The sequence below is a fragment of the Rheinheimera texasensis DSM 17496 genome (assembly GCF_000711985.1).
GTDB classification, from domain to species: Bacteria; Pseudomonadota; Gammaproteobacteria; order Enterobacterales; family Alteromonadaceae; genus Pararheinheimera; species Pararheinheimera texasensis.
Map to the genome: position 1 here is coordinate 264,353 of NZ_KL544006.1, position 22,535 is coordinate 286,887.

25 protein-coding genes are annotated in these 22,535 nt (G+C 53.8%); 9 read left to right on the forward strand and 16 right to left on the reverse strand.

The annotated features are described in order from the left end of the window. Positions 1-122: 122 nt before the first annotated feature. From Q399_RS0118260 to ccmA, 10 genes are all read right to left on the reverse strand, one after another. Positions 123-863 (reverse strand): MlaA family lipoprotein, encoded by a 741-nt coding sequence (locus Q399_RS0118260; RefSeq protein ID WP_031571049.1) that lies wholly within the window; start codon positions 861-863, stop codon positions 123-125. Positions 864-991: 128 nt separating this feature from the next. Further along, on the reverse strand, positions 992-2,218 hold the full coding sequence (gene ccmI, locus Q399_RS0118265; RefSeq protein WP_031571051.1) for a c-type cytochrome biogenesis protein CcmI: 1,227 nt from the start codon (positions 2,216-2,218) through the stop codon (positions 992-994). A 6-nt stretch (positions 2,219-2,224) separates the two neighbouring features. Further along, positions 2,225-2,722, reverse strand: a complete 498-nt coding sequence (locus Q399_RS21235) for a cytochrome c-type biogenesis protein (protein WP_051686164.1) — start codon at positions 2,720-2,722, stop codon at positions 2,225-2,227. Beyond that, the gene (locus tag Q399_RS0118275) at positions 2,712-3,296 is read right to left on the reverse strand and encodes a DsbE family thiol:disulfide interchange protein (protein WP_031571054.1); all 585 of its coding nucleotides are present in this window, start codon (positions 3,294-3,296) and stop codon (positions 2,712-2,714) included. The genes Q399_RS21235 and Q399_RS0118275 overlap by 11 nt, the downstream gene beginning before the upstream one ends. Further along, positions 3,289-5,256: a heme lyase CcmF/NrfE family subunit gene (locus tag Q399_RS0118280; RefSeq protein ID WP_031571055.1), complete on the reverse strand. Its 1,968-nt coding sequence runs from the start codon at positions 5,254-5,256 to the stop codon at positions 3,289-3,291. The genes Q399_RS0118275 and Q399_RS0118280 overlap by 8 nt, the downstream gene beginning before the upstream one ends. Continuing rightward, entirely contained in the window at positions 5,256-5,738 is a 483-nt protein-coding gene (gene ccmE / locus Q399_RS0118285; protein ID WP_031571057.1) for a cytochrome c maturation protein CcmE, read from the reverse strand. The genes Q399_RS0118280 and ccmE overlap by 1 nt, the downstream gene beginning before the upstream one ends. Next, entirely contained in the window at positions 5,735-5,944 is a 210-nt protein-coding gene (gene ccmD / locus Q399_RS0118290) for a heme exporter protein CcmD (RefSeq protein ID WP_031571059.1), read from the reverse strand. Before ccmD ends, ccmE begins: the two co-directional genes overlap by 4 nt. After that, positions 5,931-6,683 carry a heme ABC transporter permease gene (locus Q399_RS0118295; protein WP_031571061.1) on the reverse strand — a complete coding sequence of 251 codons (753 nt, stop codon included), beginning with the start codon at positions 6,681-6,683 and terminating at the stop codon, positions 5,931-5,933. The genes ccmD and Q399_RS0118295 overlap by 14 nt, the downstream gene beginning before the upstream one ends. Before the next feature lies 1 nt (position 6,684). Then, positions 6,685-7,359 (reverse strand): heme exporter protein CcmB, encoded by a 675-nt coding sequence (gene ccmB, locus Q399_RS0118300; RefSeq protein WP_031571062.1) that lies wholly within the window; start codon positions 7,357-7,359, stop codon positions 6,685-6,687. After that, on the reverse strand, positions 7,359-7,979 hold the full coding sequence (gene ccmA / locus Q399_RS0118305; protein ID WP_031571064.1) for a cytochrome c biogenesis heme-transporting ATPase CcmA: 621 nt from the start codon (positions 7,977-7,979) through the stop codon (positions 7,359-7,361). Before ccmA ends, ccmB begins: the two co-directional genes overlap by 1 nt. A gap of 106 nt (positions 7,980-8,085) precedes the next feature. On the opposite strand from ccmA, the gene Q399_RS0118310 reads away from it, so the two are divergent. From Q399_RS0118310 to Q399_RS0118320, 3 genes are all read left to right on the forward strand, one after another. Next, complete coding sequence (locus Q399_RS0118310; protein ID WP_031571067.1) at positions 8,086-10,080, forward strand: flagellar hook-length control protein FliK; 1,995 nt, start codon at positions 8,086-8,088, stop codon at positions 10,078-10,080. Continuing rightward, positions 10,077-10,379, forward strand: coding sequence for an EscU/YscU/HrcU family type III secretion system export apparatus switch protein (locus tag Q399_RS0118315; RefSeq protein WP_031571070.1), 303 nt, complete (start codon positions 10,077-10,079; stop codon positions 10,377-10,379). The genes Q399_RS0118310 and Q399_RS0118315 overlap by 4 nt, the downstream gene beginning before the upstream one ends. 203 nt (positions 10,380-10,582) lie before the next feature. Continuing rightward, positions 10,583-10,780, forward strand: coding sequence for a hypothetical protein (locus tag Q399_RS0118320; RefSeq protein ID WP_157836346.1), 198 nt, complete (start codon positions 10,583-10,585; stop codon positions 10,778-10,780). Between the two features lie 99 nt (positions 10,781-10,879). Here the strand turns inward: Q399_RS0118320 and rluB are convergent, their stop codons facing one another. The 6 genes from rluB to Q399_RS0118350 all read right to left on the reverse strand — a co-directional run bounded on the left by rluB (position 10,880) and on the right by Q399_RS0118350 (position 15,332). Then, on the reverse strand, positions 10,880-11,830 hold the full coding sequence (rluB, locus tag Q399_RS0118325; RefSeq protein WP_031571074.1) for a 23S rRNA pseudouridine(2605) synthase RluB: 951 nt from the start codon (positions 11,828-11,830) through the stop codon (positions 10,880-10,882). Further along, on the reverse strand, positions 11,827-12,426 hold the full coding sequence (gene scpB, locus Q399_RS0118330) for an SMC-Scp complex subunit ScpB (protein WP_031571077.1): 600 nt from the start codon (positions 12,424-12,426) through the stop codon (positions 11,827-11,829). Before scpB ends, rluB begins: the two co-directional genes overlap by 4 nt. 63 nt (positions 12,427-12,489) lie before the next feature. Further along, the gene (locus Q399_RS0118335) at positions 12,490-13,314 is read right to left on the reverse strand and encodes a segregation and condensation protein A (protein WP_031571080.1); all 825 of its coding nucleotides are present in this window, start codon (positions 13,312-13,314) and stop codon (positions 12,490-12,492) included. Between the two features lie 11 nt (positions 13,315-13,325). Next, positions 13,326-13,946, reverse strand: a complete 621-nt coding sequence (locus tag Q399_RS0118340) for an L-threonylcarbamoyladenylate synthase (protein WP_031571082.1) — start codon at positions 13,944-13,946, stop codon at positions 13,326-13,328. Positions 13,947-14,031: 85 nt separating this feature from the next. Beyond that, the gene (rnm, locus tag Q399_RS0118345) at positions 14,032-14,922 is read right to left on the reverse strand and encodes an RNase RNM (protein ID WP_031571085.1); all 891 of its coding nucleotides are present in this window, start codon (positions 14,920-14,922) and stop codon (positions 14,032-14,034) included. Between the two features lie 104 nt (positions 14,923-15,026). Next, positions 15,027-15,332, reverse strand: coding sequence for a TraR/DksA C4-type zinc finger protein (locus Q399_RS0118350; RefSeq protein WP_037046728.1), 306 nt, complete (start codon positions 15,330-15,332; stop codon positions 15,027-15,029). Between the two features lie 538 nt (positions 15,333-15,870). Between Q399_RS0118350 and Q399_RS0118355 the strand changes: the two genes are divergently transcribed. Genes Q399_RS0118355 through trpA form a run of 6 tightly spaced genes read left to right on the forward strand, consistent with a single transcriptional unit; the run spans position 15,871 to position 22,535 of the window. Next, positions 15,871-17,493, forward strand: a complete 1,623-nt coding sequence (locus Q399_RS0118355; protein WP_031571088.1) for an anthranilate synthase component 1 — start codon at positions 15,871-15,873, stop codon at positions 17,491-17,493. Further along, positions 17,490-18,083 (forward strand): aminodeoxychorismate/anthranilate synthase component II, encoded by a 594-nt coding sequence (locus tag Q399_RS0118360; protein ID WP_031571090.1) that lies wholly within the window; start codon positions 17,490-17,492, stop codon positions 18,081-18,083. The genes Q399_RS0118355 and Q399_RS0118360 overlap by 4 nt, the downstream gene beginning before the upstream one ends. Further along, positions 18,080-19,120: an anthranilate phosphoribosyltransferase gene (trpD, locus tag Q399_RS0118365; protein WP_037046643.1), complete on the forward strand. Its 1,041-nt coding sequence runs from the start codon at positions 18,080-18,082 to the stop codon at positions 19,118-19,120. Before Q399_RS0118360 ends, trpD begins: the two co-directional genes overlap by 4 nt. Continuing rightward, positions 19,110-20,540, forward strand: coding sequence for a bifunctional indole-3-glycerol-phosphate synthase TrpC/phosphoribosylanthranilate isomerase TrpF (trpCF, locus tag Q399_RS0118370; protein ID WP_031571097.1), 1,431 nt, complete (start codon positions 19,110-19,112; stop codon positions 20,538-20,540). The genes trpD and trpCF overlap by 11 nt, the downstream gene beginning before the upstream one ends. Next, positions 20,521-21,729 carry a tryptophan synthase subunit beta gene (gene trpB / locus Q399_RS0118375; RefSeq protein WP_031571098.1) on the forward strand — a complete coding sequence of 403 codons (1,209 nt, stop codon included), beginning with the start codon at positions 20,521-20,523 and terminating at the stop codon, positions 21,727-21,729. Before trpCF ends, trpB begins: the two co-directional genes overlap by 20 nt. Continuing rightward, positions 21,729-22,535, forward strand: a complete 807-nt coding sequence (trpA, locus tag Q399_RS0118380; protein WP_031571101.1) for a tryptophan synthase subunit alpha — start codon at positions 21,729-21,731, stop codon at positions 22,533-22,535. Before trpB ends, trpA begins: the two co-directional genes overlap by 1 nt.

Below are 22,535 nucleotides of genomic sequence, written 5' to 3' on the forward strand. Positions count from 1 at the left end.
TTTCCTGTTTCTAATAATTATAAGACGCGGGTGTTTCTGATTTTTGCCAGCCGTTTATACCGCAGCTGAGCAGAAATGAAAAGCCGGGCTGCACTGGTCAGCCCGGCGTTTGCGGCAACCGGCTATTCGATAAAGGCTTCTAACGCCTCTTCATCGACTTCAGCCTGCGGTGGATTGCCGTCATATTGTTTGTAATCCTGACGCTGGAAATAAGCATCACGAACAAACAGATAAGGGTCGAGCGAATCGTTTAACAGTTTTTCCTGCGCCATCAGCTGTTCGCGGCCATCGAGCGCACTGATGACAAAACGGCCAATCGACAACGGCGTGTTTAACAGTGCCAACGGGAAATACAGGTTATCAACCACCCGGCCTGTGGCGTCGCGCACTGTGGTTGGGCCCATGCCTGGCACCATCACGTAAGGGCCGTGACCAACACCCCAAACGCCCAGCGTCTGGCTGAAATCTTCGTTTTGCAGCGGTAATTCAAAGTGAGACGCCACATCAAAGAACCCCAGCACGCCGACGGTACTGTTCACCAGGAAACGGCCAGCAGAAATGGCTGAGCTTTTTGGTTTACCTTGCAGCACGGCATTGATAAAACTGGCCGGTTCATCGAGGTTTTGCACCATATTGGCCAAACCAGTGCGTACTGGCTTTGGCGTCACTGTCATGTAACCAACTGTGGCCGGACGCAGCAGATAAGGGTCGAGGTATTCGTAGTTCAGCGTCCAGGTTTTGCGGTTGACCGACTCCAGCGGATCACGCGGGTCATTGGATGCCGTATTGGCCGATTCTGGTTTGCTGGCACAACCTGCCAGTAACAGCGTCAGCAGCAGCGCTGCAGTTTTGATGAAATGCATGTTGCGTCCTGTTGCAATAAGAAAAAAGGCGCGGGATTATACCCTGCGCCGCGGTCGTGGATCACTGCTCACTGCAGTTTTTACACGATTTTGCCGTATTTTCACTCAGTTATTCATGCTCGCGGTGGTCAGAAACTTAAATCCACCTGCTGCGGCGTTGCCGACAAGCTTAATTCTGCCGATTTTAGCTGCAGATCAGTCGGATCCGGCGTGGCTGAACCGCTGCGGCTGATACGAGCCCCCACTGTGACGCTTTTCACTGCCGATAAGTTCCAGCCGCTTTGCATGCTGTGGCTGTTATCGAGTTGAATTTGCATTGTGCCGGCTTTCAACGTCAATTTTTGCACAGCAACCGGCAACGACATGCCTTCAGTGGCGCGAGCAAACACAAACAAAGTCGCACCGGCATTGGCATCAGCGACTGCTTGCGGGATGGTCAAAGTCACATTTAACACAGGACCGTCCGGTGTTTCACCGTTTTGCTGCGAAGCTTGTTGCTGAGACACTTGAGGTTGAAGCTCCAGCTGCGCCAGCTGCTGTTGCACCTGTGCATAACGCGGGTCGTCTTTAGGCAGTTGTGCCAGTAACACTTCCCAGGCGGCGCGGGCTTCTTTGGTATCGCCACGTTGCTGAGCTATTAACGCCAACATCGACAGCGCGTCGATATTGCCGGCATCTTTACTCAGCACCACACCTAAACTTTGCGCGGCCTTTTTGACATTCTCTTCTGAGCCTTCGACTAATAAAGCCTGCGCGTAACTAATGAGTAAGTTGGTGCGTTCAGGCGTCAGGCTGAGCGCCTTTTCAAAAGCTTCAATAGATTCCGGCACTTGCCCCTGACTAAACCAGATACGACCTAACACAAACCAGGCCACGGCATCATCGCCGGTGTCGGCGAGCTTGGTGCGCAGCGCCAGCGCAAATTGCGCCAGCTCTTTATCGTTCAGCGCTTCGCCTTTGCCCAGCAATGCCCGTTCACCAAAGCTGGCCAGATTGTCTTGCGCCTGCTGCCAGTGTTGTAACTCACGATATTGGCCGGTCAGGACATAGGCAGCTGAGGTCAGGACCACCAACAGACCAAAAGCCAGCCAGCCACTGCGAGTTGAGTGGCCCTGCAGTTGCTGAGCATCCGGCAATGGCGCCAGAAACTGACTTTTAAGTTCCGCGGCTGCGATGGCAAAATCCTGTTCGGACAGTTCACCGAGCTCGCGGGCATCGGTGAGCAGCGCCAGCTTTTCGGCAAACAAACTTTTCCGGTCCAATTGCTGGCCGGCTTTCATCTGCCGTGGCCAACATAACATCAACGCAGATACTGCCAGCAACAGGGCTGCCACAATCGCTAAATTCATCAACATGGCCTGTTACTCCTTCGGCTGCTGCCGGTTGGCAGCGGTCGCTTCGTCAATCATTGCTTGTAACTGTGCGTCTAAGTCACTGTGATCAGGCTGTTCATCGGCATGACCAACAACAGCGGTTTGACTGCTGTCACTGCGGCGAAACACTGTCCAGCCCAGTGCCAACACCGCCAGCAGTGGCAACAGCCACAACCAGATAGTACTCAGCTGCACTGGCGGCTGATAATGCACAAAATCGCCGTAGCGCTGTTTCATGTAGTCGATCACTTCGTCGTGACTTTGGCCCTGACGTACCAGCTCCAGCGTTTTATTGCGCATATCCACCGCAACCACCGCGTTAGAGTCAGCGATATTCTGGTTCTGACATTTTGGGCAACGCAGCTCAGCGGTCAGCTGGCGATAGAGCTGTTGTTGTTCTGCAGATTCGAACTGCAGCAAATCTTCGGTCGCACTGGCTGGCAACGCCAACAGCAGCACTGACAATAGCAATCCATTAAGGCGCATCGCTGCCTCCTTGCTGTAACTGCTGATACAGCTGCTGAATTTTTGGCCAGTTCTGCGGATTAATATCGCCGACATGGTGATGGCGGATCACGCCATTACGGTCGATTAAAAAAGTTTCAGGCGCGCCGGTCACGCCTAAATCAAAAATCAGCGAGCGCTTTTCATCGACGATATTCAGCAGATACGGGTCGCCTTGCTCAGCCAGTTTATCCTGCACATCCAGACGTAATGTGTTGATATCAAAAGTATCGCCAAAAGCGGCATCGACTGGCTGCACATAATACAACCCGACGATTCTGACGCCTTGCTGGCGCAATTCAGTTAAAAAACCAAGCTCTGCATTACAGGTCGGGCACCATAAGCCCCAGACGTTTAGCAGCGTGACTTCGCCTTTTAAATCGGCAGCCGTGACTAATCGCGTCGGTTGCTGCAGGTCCGGTAAACTAAAAGCCGGCAGCGGTTTTTCAATCAGCGCCGAGCCATGGTCGCGCGGATCAGAAAAAAGCCCGCTGAGTAAAAACAACGACAGCGCTAAAAAAGCCGCTAAAGGCACATAAAACAAGGCTTTACGCATGGGCTTTGGCTCCTGTTTCCGCCTTGACAGCGGCTTTACGCCGGTACCTTTTATCCGACAACGACACCAGGCCACCCAAAGCCATCAGAATGGCACCAAGCCAAATCCAGCGCACATAAGGTTTGACATAAACCCGCAGCGCCCAGGACGGACCGGATAATTCCTCACCCAGTGCGACATACAAATCACGGCTTAAACGTGCGTGCACAGCAGCTTCGGTCATCACCGCGCGCGTCACCGGATAAAAGCGTTTCTCGGCGTGCAGATGCGTCACTTTTTCACCATGCTGGAATACCTCCAGCTCTGCTGCCTGGCCGCCGTAATTCGGCCCATTTAACGCATAGACTTCGCTCAACATAAAGGTGTAGCCGTTGAGTTCGACACTGTCGCCAATCTTCATCCGCACGTCTTTTTCGACGCTGAAGGTTTTGGTCATCGCAATACCGACCACCAGCATGGCAAAACCTAAATGCCCCAGCACCATGCCCCAATGGCTGGCCTGCAGTTTAAACAAACCAGGTATACCACCGAGCTGGGCGGCTTTTTGCTGAATTTCGCCGATAGTGGCCATGGTGACCCAGGCACCCAATAACAGACCAAGCAGCGCCAGATTCGCCGCAGGTGTCTGATACATGCTCAGCACACCAACAGCCAGCACTAAAGCGCCAACCAGCCACAGGCTCAGTGGTTTTAACAGCGGTTGCCATTGTTGTTGTTTCCAGCGCACCCAAGGCGCGAGGCCTAGTAACAGCGCAAATGGGATGGCCAGATACTGGAAAATCGAATTAAAAAACGGCTCGCCGATGGAGATAGAGCCAAGCCCCAGCTCTTTGTGAAACAGCGGATACAAAGTACCGAGAAATACCACCAGCGTGGCAGTCAGTAAAAAGACGTTATTGCCCCACAGCAGCACTTCGCGCGAAAACAGCTGATAACGCGCCTGCGAGCGCACCGCATGCATTCTAAGGCCATACAGCAGCAATGAACCGCCGACCACGACCAACAAAAACGCCAGCAGGAATAAACCGCGGCTCGGATCTGTGGCAAAAGCATGCACCGACACCAGCACACCGGAGCGCACTAAAAAAGCGCCTAATAAACTTAACGAAAATGCCGCAATGGCCAGCAGCACTGTCCAGGATTTAAAGGTGCCGCGTTTTTCGGTGACCGCCAATGAATGGAGGAGTGCCGTGCCGACTAACCAGGGCATCAGGGAAGCATTTTCCACCGGATCCCAGAACCACCAGCCGCCCCAGCCCAGTTCGTTGTACGCCCACCAGCTGCCGAGCATGATGCCGAGCGTCAAAAACAACCAGGCCGCTAAAGTCCAGGGCCGGGCCCAGCGCGCCCAGTTGGCGTCAAAACGCCCGCCCAGTAATGCCGCGATAGCAAAAGCAAAAGACACAGCAAAACCGACGTAACCCATATACAGCAACGGCGGATGGATGATCATGCCAAAATCCTGCAGCAGCGGATTGAGGTCACGGCCATCGACCGGGAAAAACGGCAATGTGCGTTCAAAGGGGTTCGACATCAGCAGCACAAAGGCATAAAACCCGACGTTAACAAAACCCAGCACACCCAGAATACGGCCCTGTAAAATCAGTGGCAGGCTGTTTGACAACAACGCGACTGCGGCAGTCCAACCGGACAACATCAGCACCCACAACAACATCGAACCTTCATGCGAGCCCCAGACCGCCGTTAAGCGGTAATACCAGGGCAGCAGACTATTGGAGTTATTCGCGACATAAGCGACTGTGAAGTCGTTGATCCAAAAGGCATAACAGAGTGCAGCAAAGGACACTGCGGTCAGTAAAAACAATAACACCGCGGCCGGGCGGGCTAACAACACCGGGCCGGCAGCACCTTTATAACTGCCATAAAGTGGAAATAACGCCAGGATCAGCGATAAAGCGAGGGCAAAACAAAGCGCGAGATGTCCGACTTCTGCAATCATCAGGGCGTACCTGCCGGGTAAGTTTGTTTCGGCGCCACATGTTTGATGCCTTTGACAGCTTCAGCGACTTCAGGTGGCATATAGTTTTCATCATGTTTGGCCAGCACTTCAGTGGCCTGAATAGTCGTGGCATCCAGCAAAGTCCCTTGCGCGACAATACCCTGCCCCTCACGGAATAAATCCGGCAAAATGCCGTCGTAATGCACAGTGACAACAGGGCCGGTGTCGACCAGGTCAAAACTGACTTTCAGACTGTGCTCGTCACGGCGTACCGAGCCTTTGACTACCATACCGCCGATGCGCAGGCGCTGCCCGACCACAGGTTTTTTCTTGTCTTCGCCAAGGCCGTCAATCAGCTGCGACGGCGTATAAAACAAATCGACATTTTCGTTGAGCGCATAGAGCATTGCGCCGACGCCACCGCTTAATAACACCAGAATACCGCTCACGGCTAATAGCCGCTGTTTACGACGTGGATTCATTGTTGCTCCTGCGTATGTTGCCGCACCCGGTCTTCACGGGCAGCGCGGCTCGCCTGCTGCTGAATAAACCGTTGTTGTTGTCTTTTGCTGTAAAGACCCAGCGCTAATAAAGCGGCAACACTGCCGCCAAACGACAACCAGACAAAAAAGCCATAACCGCCCATCGCCAGAAAATCGGCAAAAGAGGCAAAATTAAACTGTGGCATGCTGCTGCTCCTGAACATATTGCCGGACCCAGGGCCGGTGCGCTTCATGCTGCAAAATCGCGGTACGCAGCCGCAGGCAGGTTAAAGCCCCAAACAGCAGCGCAAATCCCAGAATACAAATCAGCAACGGCCACAGCATCGACGGGTCCATCGATGGCTTGGCAAATTTGGTAATAGTGGCGCCCTGATGCAGCGTGTTCCACCACTCCACCGAGTAGTGAATGATCGGCAGGTTGACCACGCCGACAACGGCCAGCACCGCAGCCGCCTTGTCACCGGTCTGACGGTCGGCAAAAGCGTTTTGCAGCGCCATCACGCCTAAAAATAAAAACAGCAGAATCAGTTCAGAAGTTAAGCGTGCATCCCAGACCCACCAGGTGCCCCACATCGGCTTGCCCCAGGCTGCGCCGGTAAAGAGCGCAATCAGCGTATACACAGCACCAATGGGCGCTATAGCACCAATGGCCCACTGGGCGGTTTTCACCTGCCAGACTAAGGCGATAAAAGCTGCGATCGCCATCCAGGCATACACGCCCATCGACCAAATGGCAGCCGGCACATGCACGTGGATAATACGGTAAGAGTCACCCTGCTGATAATCCGCCGGCGTAAACCCCAGGCCCCAGACAGTGCCCAGAAGTAATACGACAATAGACAGCGGCATCAGCCAACGTTGCCACCAAAGTAAGGTTGCAAATAACACTTGTGGTTTTGCATATGGATCAAGCCACTTAAACATATCACCCCACGTTCAGTTTTAATGCTTTTTGTACCGCAAGCGGTACCAATGCCAGCGCCACGCACAACATCGCAGCCAGTACGGCCAATTGCGCCTGATAGTTCAGGCCAAAACTTGCCTGCTCCACCGCTGCGCTGGCGAAAATCAGTAACGGAATATACAGAGGCAGAATAATCAGTGCCAATAAAATCCCGCCTTTGTCGGCGGACAAGGTCAGCGCTGCGCCGAGTGCCGACAGCAAGCTTAAAAGCGGCGTACCGAGCAATAAAGTCAGCACCACGGCGGTTAAAGCCTCGGTTGATAAACCGAGAAATAATGCCAGTAGCGGCGACACTAAAATCAACGGCAAACCGCTGCCCAGCCAACCGGCGGCGATTTTAGCCAGGCTATATCCGACTAATGGCGAGCGCGCCGAGACTAATTGTTCTAACACACCGTCGCGATAGTCCTGGCGGAACTGGCGTTCTGCGCCTAATAACACCGACAACAGCGCGGCTATCCAAATCACGCCGGGCGCGATTTCGCGTAATAAATTCGGTTTAGCACCGACGCCAAGCGGGAATAAAGTCAGGATAATAATGAAGAATAACAAAGGGTTGACCCAGTCGGCTTTTTGCCGGGCCAACAGTTTCAGTTCCCGTTGGAAAGTAGCGCGAAACACGTTGGCATGACTCATTACCAGCGGTACTCCAAAGTCAGTTGGCGCACGACGTGACCAGGCACTTCAACCGGCTGGTGCGACGTCAGCAACACAGCACCGCCCGCTTCACAATGCGCAGCGATACGCCTGGTCAGCGCAGCGATGGCGCCTTGGTCCAGCGCGGTAAAGGGCTCATCTAAAATCCAGATTTGCGCTGTGGTTAACCAAAGCCTGGCCAGCGACACCCGGCGCTGCTGACCCGCAGATAATTGCTGACACGGAATATCTTCAAGTCCGGCTAAACCAAGCTGCGCCAACAATGCCCAGTCATCGGCCGGTGCTAAGGCAAAACAGGCGCGCCAGAAAGCCAGATTTTCCAGCGCAGTGAGCTGTGGCTGCACGCCGGCTAAATGACCGATAAAACACAGATTGTCAGCATAATCATCGGCGCTGTGCGAGAGCGGTTGTTGTTGATAACAGATCTCGCCATCTTCAGGGTCAACAAGACCGGCCAGAATCCGCAACAATGAGCTTTTGCCCGCACCATTTTTGCCGGCAATTTGCAGCACTTCGCCGGCATGCAATTGCAGATCGAGCTGTTCAAACAGCACGCGATCCTGGCGGATGCAACTCAATTGACGGGCAGACAATAACATCAGCAAATACGACCTGTAGGCGCAGAAAAAAACGCGGGCATATTAGCATATTGGCGTTAGAATACGAATGTGCGTTCACCATCAGGACAGGCTAAGCGCCTGAAATATGAACCAGATCAATATCGACAGTCTGCTACAAATTGGCAGTGGTGCAAAAATTGAGCAAAGCCTGAAGCTGGACTCGTCACAGCTGTATCAGGCCTTGCTGCAAATCGGCCGTGACCAGGACGCGCGCCTCAGCATCCAGACGCCACAAGGCCCGCTACAGCTAACGCTGCCAACCAATACCGCACAGCAAATTATGCAAACGGCACAGCAGTTAATAGCGGCCGCGACGCCGGCCACACAAAACAGTGCGGAAAACCAGACGAACACCATCGCTCAAGCCAATGGCAAAACCACGGAAACCAAAGTTTTTGTGCAATTACAGCCACTAGGCACTGACCAGCTCCAGCTGACAGTACGTCTGGCCGGAAAAACCCTGACCATCCCGTTGCAGTCTGCCCAGTTATTGCAGTTGCTGCAGCAACCGGCACCAGGGCCTCAGCAGCATTTTAGTGTGCAGGCACAGCAACAACTCGCCAAAACCGATAACCTGAGCCTGCAGTGGCCGGTGCAGTTATCCCGCCAGGGCCAGCTGTTGCAGATCCACCTCGGGCAAGGTCAGCCACTGAATGTTGACATCACGGCTTTGCCGTCAGCAAAACACTGGCCGGAACAGCAGTCGCAGCCAGCGCGTTTGCAACTTGGCATCGAACAGGGGCAAATCAAACTGCAGCTGCAACTCGAAACTACGCGCTCTGGTCCGGCACAACCGGCAATCTTTAAAGAAAACGCAGATCCCAAAATCACACCGGGTTCTGGCCGGAGTAGCGAGCCATGCCCATCGACAGCGAGTTCCGGACAAATGGCAAAAGCGGCGGTGCCTGCAGGGCTGATGTCAAGATCAGAGCCGGTATCCGGGCAATCCGTCACCTTAGCACCGGCCGCAGTCCGGCAATTAATCCCACAATTAGCGCGGCAGATTTGGCCGGAACAACTCGGCAGCGACATCAAACCCTGGTTGGCACAAGCCAAGGTCACCGGACCAGCCAGCAGCGCGCCAGGCTGGCAGTGGCAACTGAAACAGCCAGACTCTCGTCAGCTGCAGTTAGAACTGACACCGCAGGCAGAACCCCGGCAGCTCAAATTGTCGGTCAGCGAAATCAGCCGGCCATTCCAGTTTTTGCCGGTTCAATCGGGTTCAATGTCAGCACAGCAAATGCAAACCGATAGCCGCGACTTGTGGCGGCAATGGCTGCCACTCAGTCAAAACTCACCCGATTTGCTGGCGGACAGCCCCGTATTGCCGGCAGCAGTGCGACAGGTCTTACAGGAATTACGCGCCCAGCATCCGGATGCTGCCAAACTGCAAAGCCAGCAGCAGCTGATGCAGCAAATTAACGCCGCACTGCAATTCAACCCGCTGCAAATGCCGGCGCAGCCTGCCAGTGTCGCAGGTGGTCTGGCGATTGCAATCCAGTTATTACTCGGTCGCTTAGGGGCACAGCTGCCTGCCGAGCGACAAAATCCGCCGCAAAAAGAAAAACTGCAGCAGCTGATTGGCCAGCTTGACCGCAGCCAGAGTGCGCAGTTACTGCGGCAGCTGTCTGGCCACAGCAGCCAGCTGCAAAGTGCACAAATTGCTAATCTGGAGCAACAAAGCACGCCGGCACAACAACAAAAACCGGAACAGATGCTGATCCAGCTGCCGCTGCTACAAAACGGCGAAAGCCGCTTTGCTGAACTGGCGGTCAGTGAGCGCGAAGCCGAGGGCGCAGAGCTGCGCAGCGGCCAACGCTGCTGGCAGCTGACGATGAAGTTTGATTTGGGCAGCCAGGGCGAGATGCTGGTGCAGGTTCGGCTGATTGGCAAAGAGGTCAGCCTGCAGTTTTACGCTGACAACGAAAAAACTGTCGCCGACACCGGCCAGTTTTTACCGCTATTTAAAGACCGCCTGACGATGCAGGGGTTGCAAGTCGCCGAAGCCGGCTGTCAGCTTGGCAAAATTCCGGAACATCTGTATCAGCGCGGTACCAGTTTATTGCAGGTCCGGGTATGAGTGACAAACCGCAAAGCGCTGTCGCGCTGCATTATGACGGTAAAAATGCACCGAAGATCATCGCCAAAGGCCATGGCGATCTGGCCGACGACATTATCGCGCTGGCCCGTGAACATGGTGTGCTGATCCATGAAGATGAGCAACTTAATCAGCTATTACAGCGGATGGAACTGGGCGATCAAATCCCGCCGGAGCTTTATGTGCTGATCGCCGAACTCATCGCTTTCTCTTACGTGCTACAAGGCAAATTTCCGGAGAACTGGGTCAATATTCACCAAAAAATTGATTTTAAGAGCTAGGGGCTGTTGATGTTTGGTGATTATTTACCTCTATCTAATACCTGCGTCACAGGCTGCTTGCATGCACAGGAACGTTTCCGCCACTGCATAAAAATAAATTGGCTGGCAAATACGTAACTTAGCTTCACCAGGCACTGGTCGGATCACACATCTGTACAAAAAAGCGTCTAACGTTACAGTTCTGTCAGAAAAACTGGAGGCCAATGATGAATGTGCAAGAGCTCAAATTGGGTATGGTATGTCAAAGTAAAAAAGGCGCTGGTGTCGTCAGCTGGATTGATGCACAGGACAGGGCCGTTTATTTGTCAGATTTACATGACCAGAACCGGCATTTCGCGGTCAGCTTTGAAGAATTACAGGACGAACCGCAAATTCATCAAAGCTCAGACATTTATTATTGACCGGTCCTTTTCGACAAATATTATTAACCGGTCCTTTTCGACAAAAAACGCAGCGAAAGCTGCGTTTTTTATTGTTGCTGCGAAATTACTGATAAGCAGTCAGATACGCGTCCGGCTTTTGCCTTTAAACGGGGTTTTGCCCGGCTTTTTCTCATCGCTGCGGGCTTTTTCCGCTTTGGGTTTAGGTGCAGGCTTTTCGCCTTTTTCACCCAGTTTCTGATTAACCTGATGCTTGCGCACCGCGCGTTTAATCGATGCCATGCGGCGGCGGCGCTCATCCCGGTCTTCCGGCTTCGCCAGCGACTCAGTTTCCAGCGACAGATGCACCAGCTTACGCAGGTAATTCACTTCTTCCAGACCAAATTCGGTGTAACCACCGGCCGGTAAATGCTTTGGCAATAACAAATCACCGTAACGGATGCGAATTAAACGGTTGACCACAGTGCCTTGCGATTCCCACATCCGACGCACTTCGCGGTTGCGGCCTTCGGTCAACACCACGTTAAACCAGCGGTTGACGCCTTCACCGCCCATGGCTTTAATTTTTTTGAAATTGGCTTTACCGTCTTCCAGTTCAACCCCGGTACGCAGGCGCTGAATAATAGCGTCGTTCACTTCGCCAAAGACCCGTACAGAATATTCGCGTTCCACTTCAAATTTCGGGTGCATTAAACGATTCGCCAGCTCACCGTCGGTAGTGAACAGTAATAAGCCTGAAGTATTGATATCGAGACGGCCTATGGCAATCCAGCGCGCGCCACGGATATTCGGCAGGCGGTCGAACACCGTCGGGCGGCCATCAGGGTCAGTGCGGGTACAAATTTCGCCTTCCGGCTTGTGATAAGCGATGACGCGGCAGACTTGTTCTTCTTCCGCCGCCAGTTTGACCGGGTGACCATCGACGCGCACCAGCTGATTTGAATTGATCCGGTCGCCCAGCTGCGCCACTTTGCCATCGACGGTGACGCGGCCGGCACTGATAAATGTTTCCATTTCACGGCGTGAACCAACGCCACTGCGTGCCAGCACTTTTTGTAACTTTTCACTCATGTTTGCGACTCCTCAGTCATCGCGACTGTGTTTTCAGAGATTGAATTAAATAATGGTCCAAGCGGAACCAATTCAGGTAATGGCGGCAGCTGATCCAGCCGTTTCACGCCAAAATAATCGAGAAATTCTTTGGTCGTAGCATATAAACCGGGCCTGCCCGGCACTTCTTTGTGCCCCACCACTTTGACCCAGCCACGGTCGAGCAAAGTGCGCATGATCTGGCTGCTGACCGACACGCCGCGCACTTCTTCAATCTCGCCGCGGGTAATAGGCTGCCGATAGGCAATCAGCGCTAATGTTTCCAGCACTGCCCGTGAATAACGCGGTGAGCGCTCAGGCCAGAGCTTCGCCAAATAAGGACTCCACTGTGGTCTCGTCTGAAACTGCCAGCCACTGGCGGTTTCCACCAGACCAATGCCGCGGCCCTGATAATCCTGTTCCAGCCGGGTCAAAGCCGCCTGCAGGCGTTTTTTACTGAGCTGAAAATCGGCCAGCACAGTCTCCAGCAACTCAGTCTGGCTCAGCGGTTTTTCACTGGCAAATAAACAGGCTTCTAATAGCTGCACCAGCTGATCATCCTGAATTTTTGTCGCCATCTGTGCCCCTCGTATTGAGTGCGTCGACCATCGCCTGCAAAGGCGCCGCAAAACGGCCGCGTATTATGCCAATTTCAGGTGGATCTGACCATAAGATTCCACCTGCGTCAGCGTGATGAGTTTCTCTTTCACCAGTTCCAGCACGGCTAAAAATGTCACGACCACACCTTGCCGGCCTTCCTGAAGCGCAAAACACTGGCCAAACGCCAGCACCGGCTGCTGACGCAGCAATTCGAGAATGCGACTCATCCGCTCGCGCGTCGACAGCTGCTCTTTTTTGATCTGATGGTGCTGAAAATCTTTGGTGCGTTTGATCACATCCTGCAACGCCAGCACTAATTCGGCGAGACTGACTTCAGGTTCAATGACAAAAGGCGCAAAGTTGTCGGCCAATGCAGCATGAGTCTGGAAAAAATCACGTTCCTGCCGCGGCACTGCATCAAGCTGTGTCGCCGCCAGCTTATACTGTTCATATTCCTGCAGCCGGCGCACTAATTCCGCGCGCGGGTCCACTTCTTCACTTTGTTCCGCTTCGCGTTTAGGTAACAATAACCGCGATTTAATTTCCGCCAGCATCGCCGCCATCACCAGATACTCAGCCGCCAGCTCAAAATTCAGCTCCTGCATCAGGTTGATATATTCCATGTACTGCAGAGTGATTTCATTGACCGGTAAATCAACAATATCAAACTTGTGGCGGCGAATCAGATACAACAAAAAATCCAGCGGGCCTTCAAAGGCCTCTAACAAGACTTCGAGCGCATCGGGCGGAATAAACAAGTCTTCCGGCCGCTCCAGCACCGCTTCACCGCGGACAAATGCCAGCGGCAGAACCTGCTGGACTGTTAACGGACTCAGTTCTGCTTCGGCCTGATTTGTGACAGACATAAATGACGCTGTTATAAAAACGGCTGCACGGCGCCGGCGCCTTCACGCACCACCACCGGGTTGTCGTCAGACAAATCGATGACTGTGGTCGGATTACCGGCCAGAACACCGCCGTGCAGGATCAAATCGACCTGACGCTCCAGCTGGTCACGCATTTCTTCCGGATCCGATTCAGCAAATTCGCGGCCAGGTAAAATCAGTGAGCTGGACATCAGCGGCTCGCCTAATTCAGCCAACAGCGCCAGCGCAATTTTGTGGTCCGGAATACGCAGACCAACAGTTTTTTTCTTTTCATTGAGTAAGCGCCGTGGCACTTCTTTGGTGCCGCGCAGGATAAAAGTGTATGCACCCGGTGTATTGTTTTTAATCAGCCGGAACGCGGTATTTTCTACTTTGGCATAGAGGGATAATTCGCTGAGGTCGCGGCACATAATAGTGAAATGGTGCTCGCCGCTGATGTGACGGATTTGCAGGATACGCTCAAGCGCAGTTTTATCGCCAAGCTGACAACCCAGCGCATAACCGCTGTCGGTCGGATAAATCACCACCCCACCTTGTTTGATGATGTGTACGGCTTGTTTCATCAGCCGGCTTTGCGGTGTTTCCGGATGCACGTAGAAAAACTGGCTCATGCCTTTATCCTTATTGCCTGTGACAAGCTTCGAAAATGACAGCAGATCAGCAGCTTAAAACGAATTTGCTGTTTGTTGCTACAGCTTAGCTGCAAAGTTGTGGCTTGTCAGAGCTTTCAACGGGTGATTCTGGTTGCGGAAACAGCGCCGGAAATTGTTGCCAGACGGTGCGGATATCATCGGTTAAATAAAGCCCCCTGCCTAAATCGCTCCAGTCAGTGGGTTGATGGAAATCCGAACCTTGCGATGCCACCAGCCCAAATTGCTGACACAAAGCCCAGACATCACGTTTTTGTACCGGCGTTAGCTGACAGCTCGCCACTTCGGCGGCATCACCACCGGCGGCGGCAAATTCGCGCATCAGCTTCGTTAGCCACTTGCCATTGAGGTTGTAGCGCAGTGGGTGCGCCAGCACTGCAACACCACCGGCGTCATGGATCCACTGCACCGCTTCCATCAGGCTCACCCAATTATTTGGCACATAACCGGCTTTGCCGCGCGCCAGATAATGTTTAAACACCCCGGCCATCGAGCTGGCTTTGCCAATCTGCATCAGATGACGGGCAAAATGGGTACGAGTGACAGCGCCGCCGTTGGCGAGCGTCATCACTGCTTCGAGACAGTCCGGCACATTGTGTTTAGTCAGGCGCCTTGCCATTTCGCGGGCCCGTTCCAGCCGGCGTTCTTGCTGGCTGGCCAGCCGCTGTTGCAGCTGGGTATCGGCGGGATTGATAGCGAGCCCAACGATATGGATCTCAAATTCATACCAGCTGGTGGAGATCTCGACGCCGTTCACCAGTTGCAGCGGCAATTGCTGTTCAGCGATGGCGGTATGGGCCGGTGCCAGGCCTAATAAGGTGTCATGATCGGTGATCGCCAGCACATCGACTTTGCGTTCAATCGCCCTTGCCAATAAATCGGCAGGACTGAGCATACCGTCGGAGAAAAAAGTGTGACTGTGCAGATCAAATTTCATGTAAAGCTCAATGGACGTGAAGAGCGCGCTCAGATAGCAACGCTTAGCCAGCCATTTTGCCACAGAAGCGACGCTGCGGCTATGTGCGATACCCTTTGGTCTGCTCAGGCACAGTGCTGGCAACGCAGCGCAAACGGCAGCAGTTTGAGCCGTGCCGGCGCTATAGTCTCGCCACATTGCTCACACTGACCATACTCGCCACGCTGCTGCCGGTCCAAAGCCAGATGCAGTTGTAACAGTTCGCGCTGCAATTGTTGCTCAAGCTGCTGTAATACTTCGTCATTTTCACGTTGTTGCGCCTGTTCCGTGCTATCCGCATCATGGTCCTGGCGTAAATCACGTTGTACTGCGCTTAAGCGTTGCTGCAGTTGCAGTTGTAAATAAAGTAACAGTTGGCGTTGCTCCGACATCTCGGCCTCCCGGGTCATTGTGTTGCTGATGTATTGAATCTACGCCTGCTACGCCGGCCGGTATTGATCCAGCGCAACAGCCTATGCAGTAATCCCAGCCAGGTCAGACATCCAGACGCCTTTACGGTTTTATTTTTCAAATTCGCCGATTTTTGCTTGACGCCATCCCTGCATTTGCGGTTTTATGTGGGCCTGACCTATATGTGGTCGCGATATTCAAGGAATACACAATGGCCGTTTCACACTCACTCAGCGCTTCTTTGCTGATCACCTGGTGGTGGCATACTCCTTAACGGGCGTGTGTTGGCGGTGTATTCCGAAAAACCCAAAGGCCCGTTTTCCAAAAACGGGCCTTTGTCGTATCTGGGTGAACAACTTTTTTAAGCGTGGAGTAAACAATGAGCACAACAGCACTGATTTCCTGGCGATGGTGGCAATTTTCGAAGGGCAATTGTGGCCCGGCTTTGGATTATTGTCGTTTTTATTAAGGTCAGCTGACCACCCGCACCAATAAACGCGGGTTTACAGGAAATTCCGGATGATTTTCAGTCATATCACACAAAACCCGGGCGAAGTTGCATCTATTGCCACCGCCATCCCCTACCAAAGCGACGCTTTGGGTTGTTACCAGCAATTAAGCCGCCTGAGCCCATACAGCCTGCTGCTTGAATCGGCTGAAATTGACAGCAAAGACAATCTTAAAACTTTGTTGTTACTGGACGCGGCGCTACGCATTGAATGCCAGGACCTCGAGGTCCGGGTTGACGCCGTCTCCGACAACGGTTTACCCCTGCTGCAATTTCTACAAGACAAACTGCAAGGCCTGGCGCTCATTGAACGCAACACAAGCAGCCTCAAAGTCCTCTTTAGCCGGCCAGACCCACTGTGCGACGAAGCCAGCCGATTATTAGCGCCAACGCCGTTATCAGTGCTGCGCACCTTACAACAAAGTTTATGCAGCCACAGCGACGAGCCATTTGCAGTGTTTTTAGGCGGCGTGATCGGTTATGACTATGTCGCCAGCGCTGAACTGCTACCGGACGTACCGGTTGGCAACAACGCCTGCCCGGATTTTGTGTTTTATCTGGCCGAAACGCTGTTAGTGCTGGACCACCAATGCCAACAAGCCCGGCTGGTTGGCAACGTGTTTTGTGGCGAGCAGGCGATGCAAAGCTGCTTTGGCATTGGTAAACGCCTCGAACAATTAAACCGCGTGTTGCAGGGAGACTGTTTGTTTAATCCGGTACTGGAAGCGCGTCAGGCGGTCAGTGCCGACATGCTGCAAGTGGACATCAGCGACGCAGCATTCAGTGCTCAGGTCGAACAGCTCAAACACAACATTATTGCCGGCGACGTGTTTCAGGTAGTGCCAAGCCGTTGCTTCAGTCTGCCTTGCCCGTCACCGCTGGCGGCTTACGCGCGGTTAAAACAACAAAACCCCAGCCCTTATATGTTTTATCTGCAGGACCCGGCTTTTGTGTTATTCGGCGCTTCACCGGAGTCGGCACTGAAATTTGACGCGGCCAGCCGTCAGGTGGAAATTTATCCGATCGCCGGCACCCGCCGCCGTGGTTTTAATGCCCAAGGACAGTTAGACCGCGACCTCGACAGCCGGATTGAACTGGAACTGCGCCAGGACGAAAAAGAAAAAGCCGAACATCTGATGCTGGTCGATTTGGCCCGCAACGACGTGGCGCGCATCAGTGTGCCGGGCAGCCGTTATGTCAAAGAGTTGCTCAAAGTCGACCGCTATTCTTATGTGATGCATTTAGTCTCGCGTGTGGTCGGCACGTTAAAACCAGAACTCGATGCGCTGCATGCTTATCAGGCCTGTATGAATATGGGCACTTTAGTTGGCGCGCCGAAAGTGCGGGCGGCAGAGCTGATCCGTCAGGTCGAAGGCAAAAAGCGCGGCAGTTATGGCGGCGCCGTCGGTTATTTATCCGGTAACGGCGATTTTGACAGCTGCATTGTCATCCGCAGCGCTTATGTGCAAAACGGTATCGCGTCAGTTCAGGCCGGCGCCGGCGTGGTGTTTGACAGTGTGGCACAGGCCGAAACCGAAGAAACCCGCAGCAAAGCGCAGGCGGTGTTAAGCGCCATTCTGGCGGCGCATTCGCCCGACAGTGTGCAAATGCAAAGCACAGGAGGTGCCGTATGAGCCTGGTGTATTTACTGGATAACAAAGACTCTTTTACTTACAACCTGGTCGATGAACTGGCGCAGCTGGGCTGCACGCTGAAGCTGTATCGCAACACGGTGCCGGCGGCTTATATCTTCGACAAGATGTGTCAGGAAAGCGAACCTGTAGTGCTGCTGTTATCGCCAGGCCCGGGCGCACCCAAAGATGCCGGCTCGATGCCTGAGTTGATTCGTCTTTGTGCCGGGCGTTTTCCAATGCTGGGCATTTGCCTCGGTCATCAGGCCTTAGTTGAGCATTATGGTGGTGTGGTTGGCCGTGCCGGTGAAACTGTGCATGGCAAAACCTCGTTGATTGACCTCGCCGACCACCCGCTCTTTGCCGGTTTGCCGCGGCCTTTTGCCGTGGCGCGTTATCACTCCTTGATGGCAACTGAAGTGCCGGCTTGCCTGCAGGTCATTGCCAACTATCAGCATATTCCGATGGCGGTGCTGCACAGCGAACATAAAGCGCTGGGTTATCAGTTCCATCCGGAATCAATTCTGACCACCCAAGGCAAACCTTTACTGGCACAAAGTCTGGCGTTTTTAACGCAAGGAGCGCAGGCATGACACAGCTATTAACCCCACGCGAGCTGGAACTGGCCACCATCAGCCAATTGCTGAACCGCGAGTCATTAAGCGAAGCGCAAAGTGAAGCCTTTTTTGCCGCCGTCGCACGCGGTGACATTGACCCGATAGTACTAGCGTCAGTACTGACTGCGCTGAAACTCAAAGGCGAAACCGCGCTGGAAATTGCCGGTGCCGCCAAAGCCTTTCGCGCTGCCGCCACGCCACTGCCAGCGACTGAACTTGCGGTCATCGACTGCTGCGGCACAGGCGGTGATGGCAGCAATACCATCAATATTTCCACCACTGCGGCTGTTGTCGCAGCGGCCATGGGTCTGAAAGTTGCCAAACACGGCAACCGCAGTGTGTCGTCACAAAGTGGTTCAGCCGATTTGCTGGAGCAACTGGGCATCGACATCCAAATGAGCCCGCAAACCGCTGCCCGCGCGCTGCAACAAGCCGGCGTCAGCTTTTTATTTGCGCCGGTGTATCACAGCGGCATTCGCCATGCGATGACTGTGCGCACTGCGCTGAAAACCCGCACTTTATTTAATTTGCTGGGGCCTTTGTTAAACCCGGCGGCGCCCAAGTTTCAGTTACTCGGCGTCTACGACAAAGCACTATGCCCGGTGTTGGCGGAAGCGCTGCTGCAACTTGGCGTTGAACGTGCCTGGGTGGTGCATGGCGAAGGCTGCGACGAAATTGCGCTGCATGGCGTGACCGACGTTTGTGAAGTGCGCGATGGTCAAATCCGGCAGTTCCGTTTAACCGCCGCCGATTTTGGCCTCAAGCCAGTGCCACTCGAAGCTTTACGCGGTGGTAAACCAGCCGAAAATGCGCAGGCCAGCCGCGATATTCTCTCAGGCAAAGCGCCACAGGCGCATCGGGACGCCATCGCTGCCAATGTCGCGGCCATGCTGAAAATTTGCGGCCGCGGCGAAGATTTAGCCACTAATACCAAAGCCGTGCTTGCGCTACTTACAACAGATCAGGCAATGACCACCTTACAGCAGTTCCGGGAGGCCAGTCATGGCAACTAATCCGAATTCAGCAAAACCCAATATTTTGCAAACCATCATTGCGCATAAAACTATTGAAGTGACCGAGGATAAAATCGCGCTGCCGCTGGAGAGTTTTATCGCCGACGTGGTGCCAACCCAGCGTAATTTCCTCCAGGCGCTGACAGCGCCTGGTGCACGTTTTATCCTGGAATGCAAAAAAGCGTCGCCGTCGAAAGGACTGATCCGCGCCAATTTTGACCTAAAAGAAATCGCCGGCGTCTATGGCAAATATGCCGACTGTATCTCAGTGTTGACCGACAAAAAGTTTTTTCAGGGCAGCTACGACTATCTGCAAGCAATGCGCGGTTTGGTCGACCAACCTTTGCTGCATAAAGACTTTATCATCGACGAGTATCAGATATACCGCGGCCGCGCCTGTGGCGCAGATGCTGTGCTTTTGATGCTGTCGGTGCTGGATGATGCCGAGTATCAGCAGCTCGCAGCGCTGGCGCACCGCCTGAACATGACAGTGCTGACCGAGGTCAGTAACGAAGACGAAACGCTGCGCGCCGTAGCACTGAAAGCTGAACTGATTGGCATAAATAACCGTAACCTGCGTACATTGGAAACCGATTTAAACACCAGTTTCCGCCTGGCGCGGCTGGTACCGCCATCCACGCCTTTGGTCAGCGAATCCGGTATTTATTTTAATCATCAGGTGCGTCAGCTCGGTAAAGTAGCGACCGCCTTTTTGGTCGGCAGCTCTTTAATGGCCGAGCCGGATTTGGACCGCGCGGTGCACGCCTTAACCCGTGGCGAACACAAAGTCTGTGGCCTGACGACGCCAGAGCAGGCGCAGCAGGTCGCGGCAGCAGGCGCCATGTTTGGCGGACTGATTTTTTATCCGCCGTCCCCACGTTTTGTCACGATCGCTCAGGCCAAAACCATTCGCGACAGTGCTTCCTTACGTTTTGTCGGGGTTTTTGTTAATGAAGCGCCAGCGCAGGTGGCTCTGGTTGCTCGTGAATTACAGCTCGCAGCGGTGCAGCTACACGGCGATGAAGACGAAAGTTATATCGCCGGCTTAAAAACCTTGTTACCCAAAGGCTGTGAGATTTGGCAGGCCTATCGCGTGAAGGACACCCTGCCACAGTTCAGCCACAACGCCGACCGGATTTTACTCGATGCCTACCAGCCGGGTATCCCCGGTGGCACCGGTTTGTCGTTTGACTGGAATTTACTCGGCGAGCGCATTTTACATAAACCCGTGATGCTGGCCGGTGGTTTAAATCCCGACAATGTCCAGCACGCGTTAAAAACGGCCGCCAGCGGCCTCGATATGAATTCCGGTCTGGAATCGGCGCCCGGCGTCAAAGATCCGGCCAAAATAATCAGCGCATTTCAACGTATCAGAGCTTTCAGTTTCGGAGAATCCAGTGATGACAGCACCCAAGCTTAACCCTTATTTTGGTGACTACGGCGGCATGTTTGTGCCGGAATTATTAGTCCCGGCCCTGTTGCAACTCGAGCAGGCTTTTATTGATGCGCAGCAGGATCCGGCGTTTTTAGCTGAGTTCCAACAGCTGCTGAACGAATACGCCGGCCGGCCCACACCGTTGACGTTAACGCGTAATATCTCCCCCAATCCTTTGGTGAAAATCTATTTAAAACGCGAAGACTTATTACACGGCGGCGCGCACAAAACCAATCAGGTGCTGGGCCAGGCGTTACTGGCCAAACGCATGGGCAAAAAAGACATTATCGCTGAAACCGGCGCCGGTCAGCATGGCGTCGCCACAGCCTTAGCCTGTGCCCTATTGGGCCTTAACTGCAAAATTTATATGGGCGCCAAAGACATTGAGCGCCAGCAACCAAACGTGTTCCGGATGAAATTGATGGGCGCGACGGTGATCCCGGTCACTGCCGGCTCCGGCACTTTAAAAGATGCGGTCAATGAAGCGATGCGCGACTGGTCCGCCAGCTATGCCACCAGCCACTATCTGCTCGGCACCGCCGCTGGCCCGCATCCGTTCCCGACCATTGTGCGCGAATTCCAGAAAATGATTGGTGAAGAAGCCAAACAGCAGATTCTGCAGGCTGAAGGCAAATTGCCGGACGCAGTGCTGGCTTGTGTCGGCGGCGGCTCCAATGCCATCGGCATGTTTGCTGATTTTATCAAAGAAGAAAGCGTGCGGCTGATTGGCGTCGAACCGGGCGGCATGGGTATCAATACCCATCAGCACGGCGCGGCGCTCTCCACTGGCAGCTTCGGTATTTTGCATGGCGCTTACACCGCCATTATGCAAACCGCCGACGGTCAGATTGAAGAGTCCTACTCCATTTCCGCCGGCCTCGATTATCCGGCTGTGGGCCCGCAGCATACTTATTTGTCGTCGATTGGCCGCGCCGAATATGTCGCGATCAACGATGATGAGGCTTTAGAAGCCTTCCAGTTGCTGGCGAAATCTGAGGGTATTATTCCGGCGCTGGAAAGCTCACACGCCTTAGCGCATGCGTTAAAAATGGCTAAAGCCGCCACAGAGCCAATGGTGCTGCTGGTGAACTTATCCGGCCGTGGCGACAAAGACTTAGGCCATGTGATGTCGGTGCTGGCCGCACAAACAAAAACTACAGGGAGTGCCCACTGATGCAACGTTATGACCAGATGTTCAGCCGCTTAAAAGCCGCTAATCAGGGCGCTTTTGTGCCATTTGTGACCTTGGGTGACCCAACAGCAGAGTTGTCTTTTGACATCATCAAAACGTTGGTGGACAACGGTGCCGATGCGTTAGAACTCGGTATCCCGTTCTCCGACCCTATCGCCGACGGCCCGACCATTCAGGGCGCCAATATCCGCGCTTTGGCTGCCGGCGTCACGCCGGCTGATGCATTTGCCATTATCGCCAAAGTGCGGGCTTATGCGCCGGATTTACCAATTGGCCTCCTGTTGTACTCCAACTTAGTGATGGCGCGTGGTATCAGCCATTTTTATCAGCAGGCCAAAGCCGCAGGCGTTGATTCGGTGCTGATTGCCGATGTGCCGCTGTTAGAAAGCCGGCGTTTTCGCGAGGCGGCACTGGCTGCCGACATCGCGCCGATTTTTATTGCCACGCCAAACGCCAGTGATGACACCTTAAAGGAACTGGCCTCTTACGGCCGTGGTTACACTTATTTGTTATCACGCGCCGGCGTCACCGGCACTGAAACCGCGGCAGCAATGCCAGCCGATGCGATGCTGAGCAAGCTGAAAAGTTATGGCGCGGCACCAGCTCTGCTGGGGTTTGGCATCTCTAAACCAGAACATGTCAAAGCTGCGCTCGATTCAGGCGCAGCCGGTGCGATTTCCGGTTCGGCGATTGTCCAGCTGATTGAAAAACATCTGGCCGAGCCTGCAGTGTTATTACAACAGCTGGGCGATTTTGTCCGGGGTATGAAAGCGGCAACACAGCGCTAG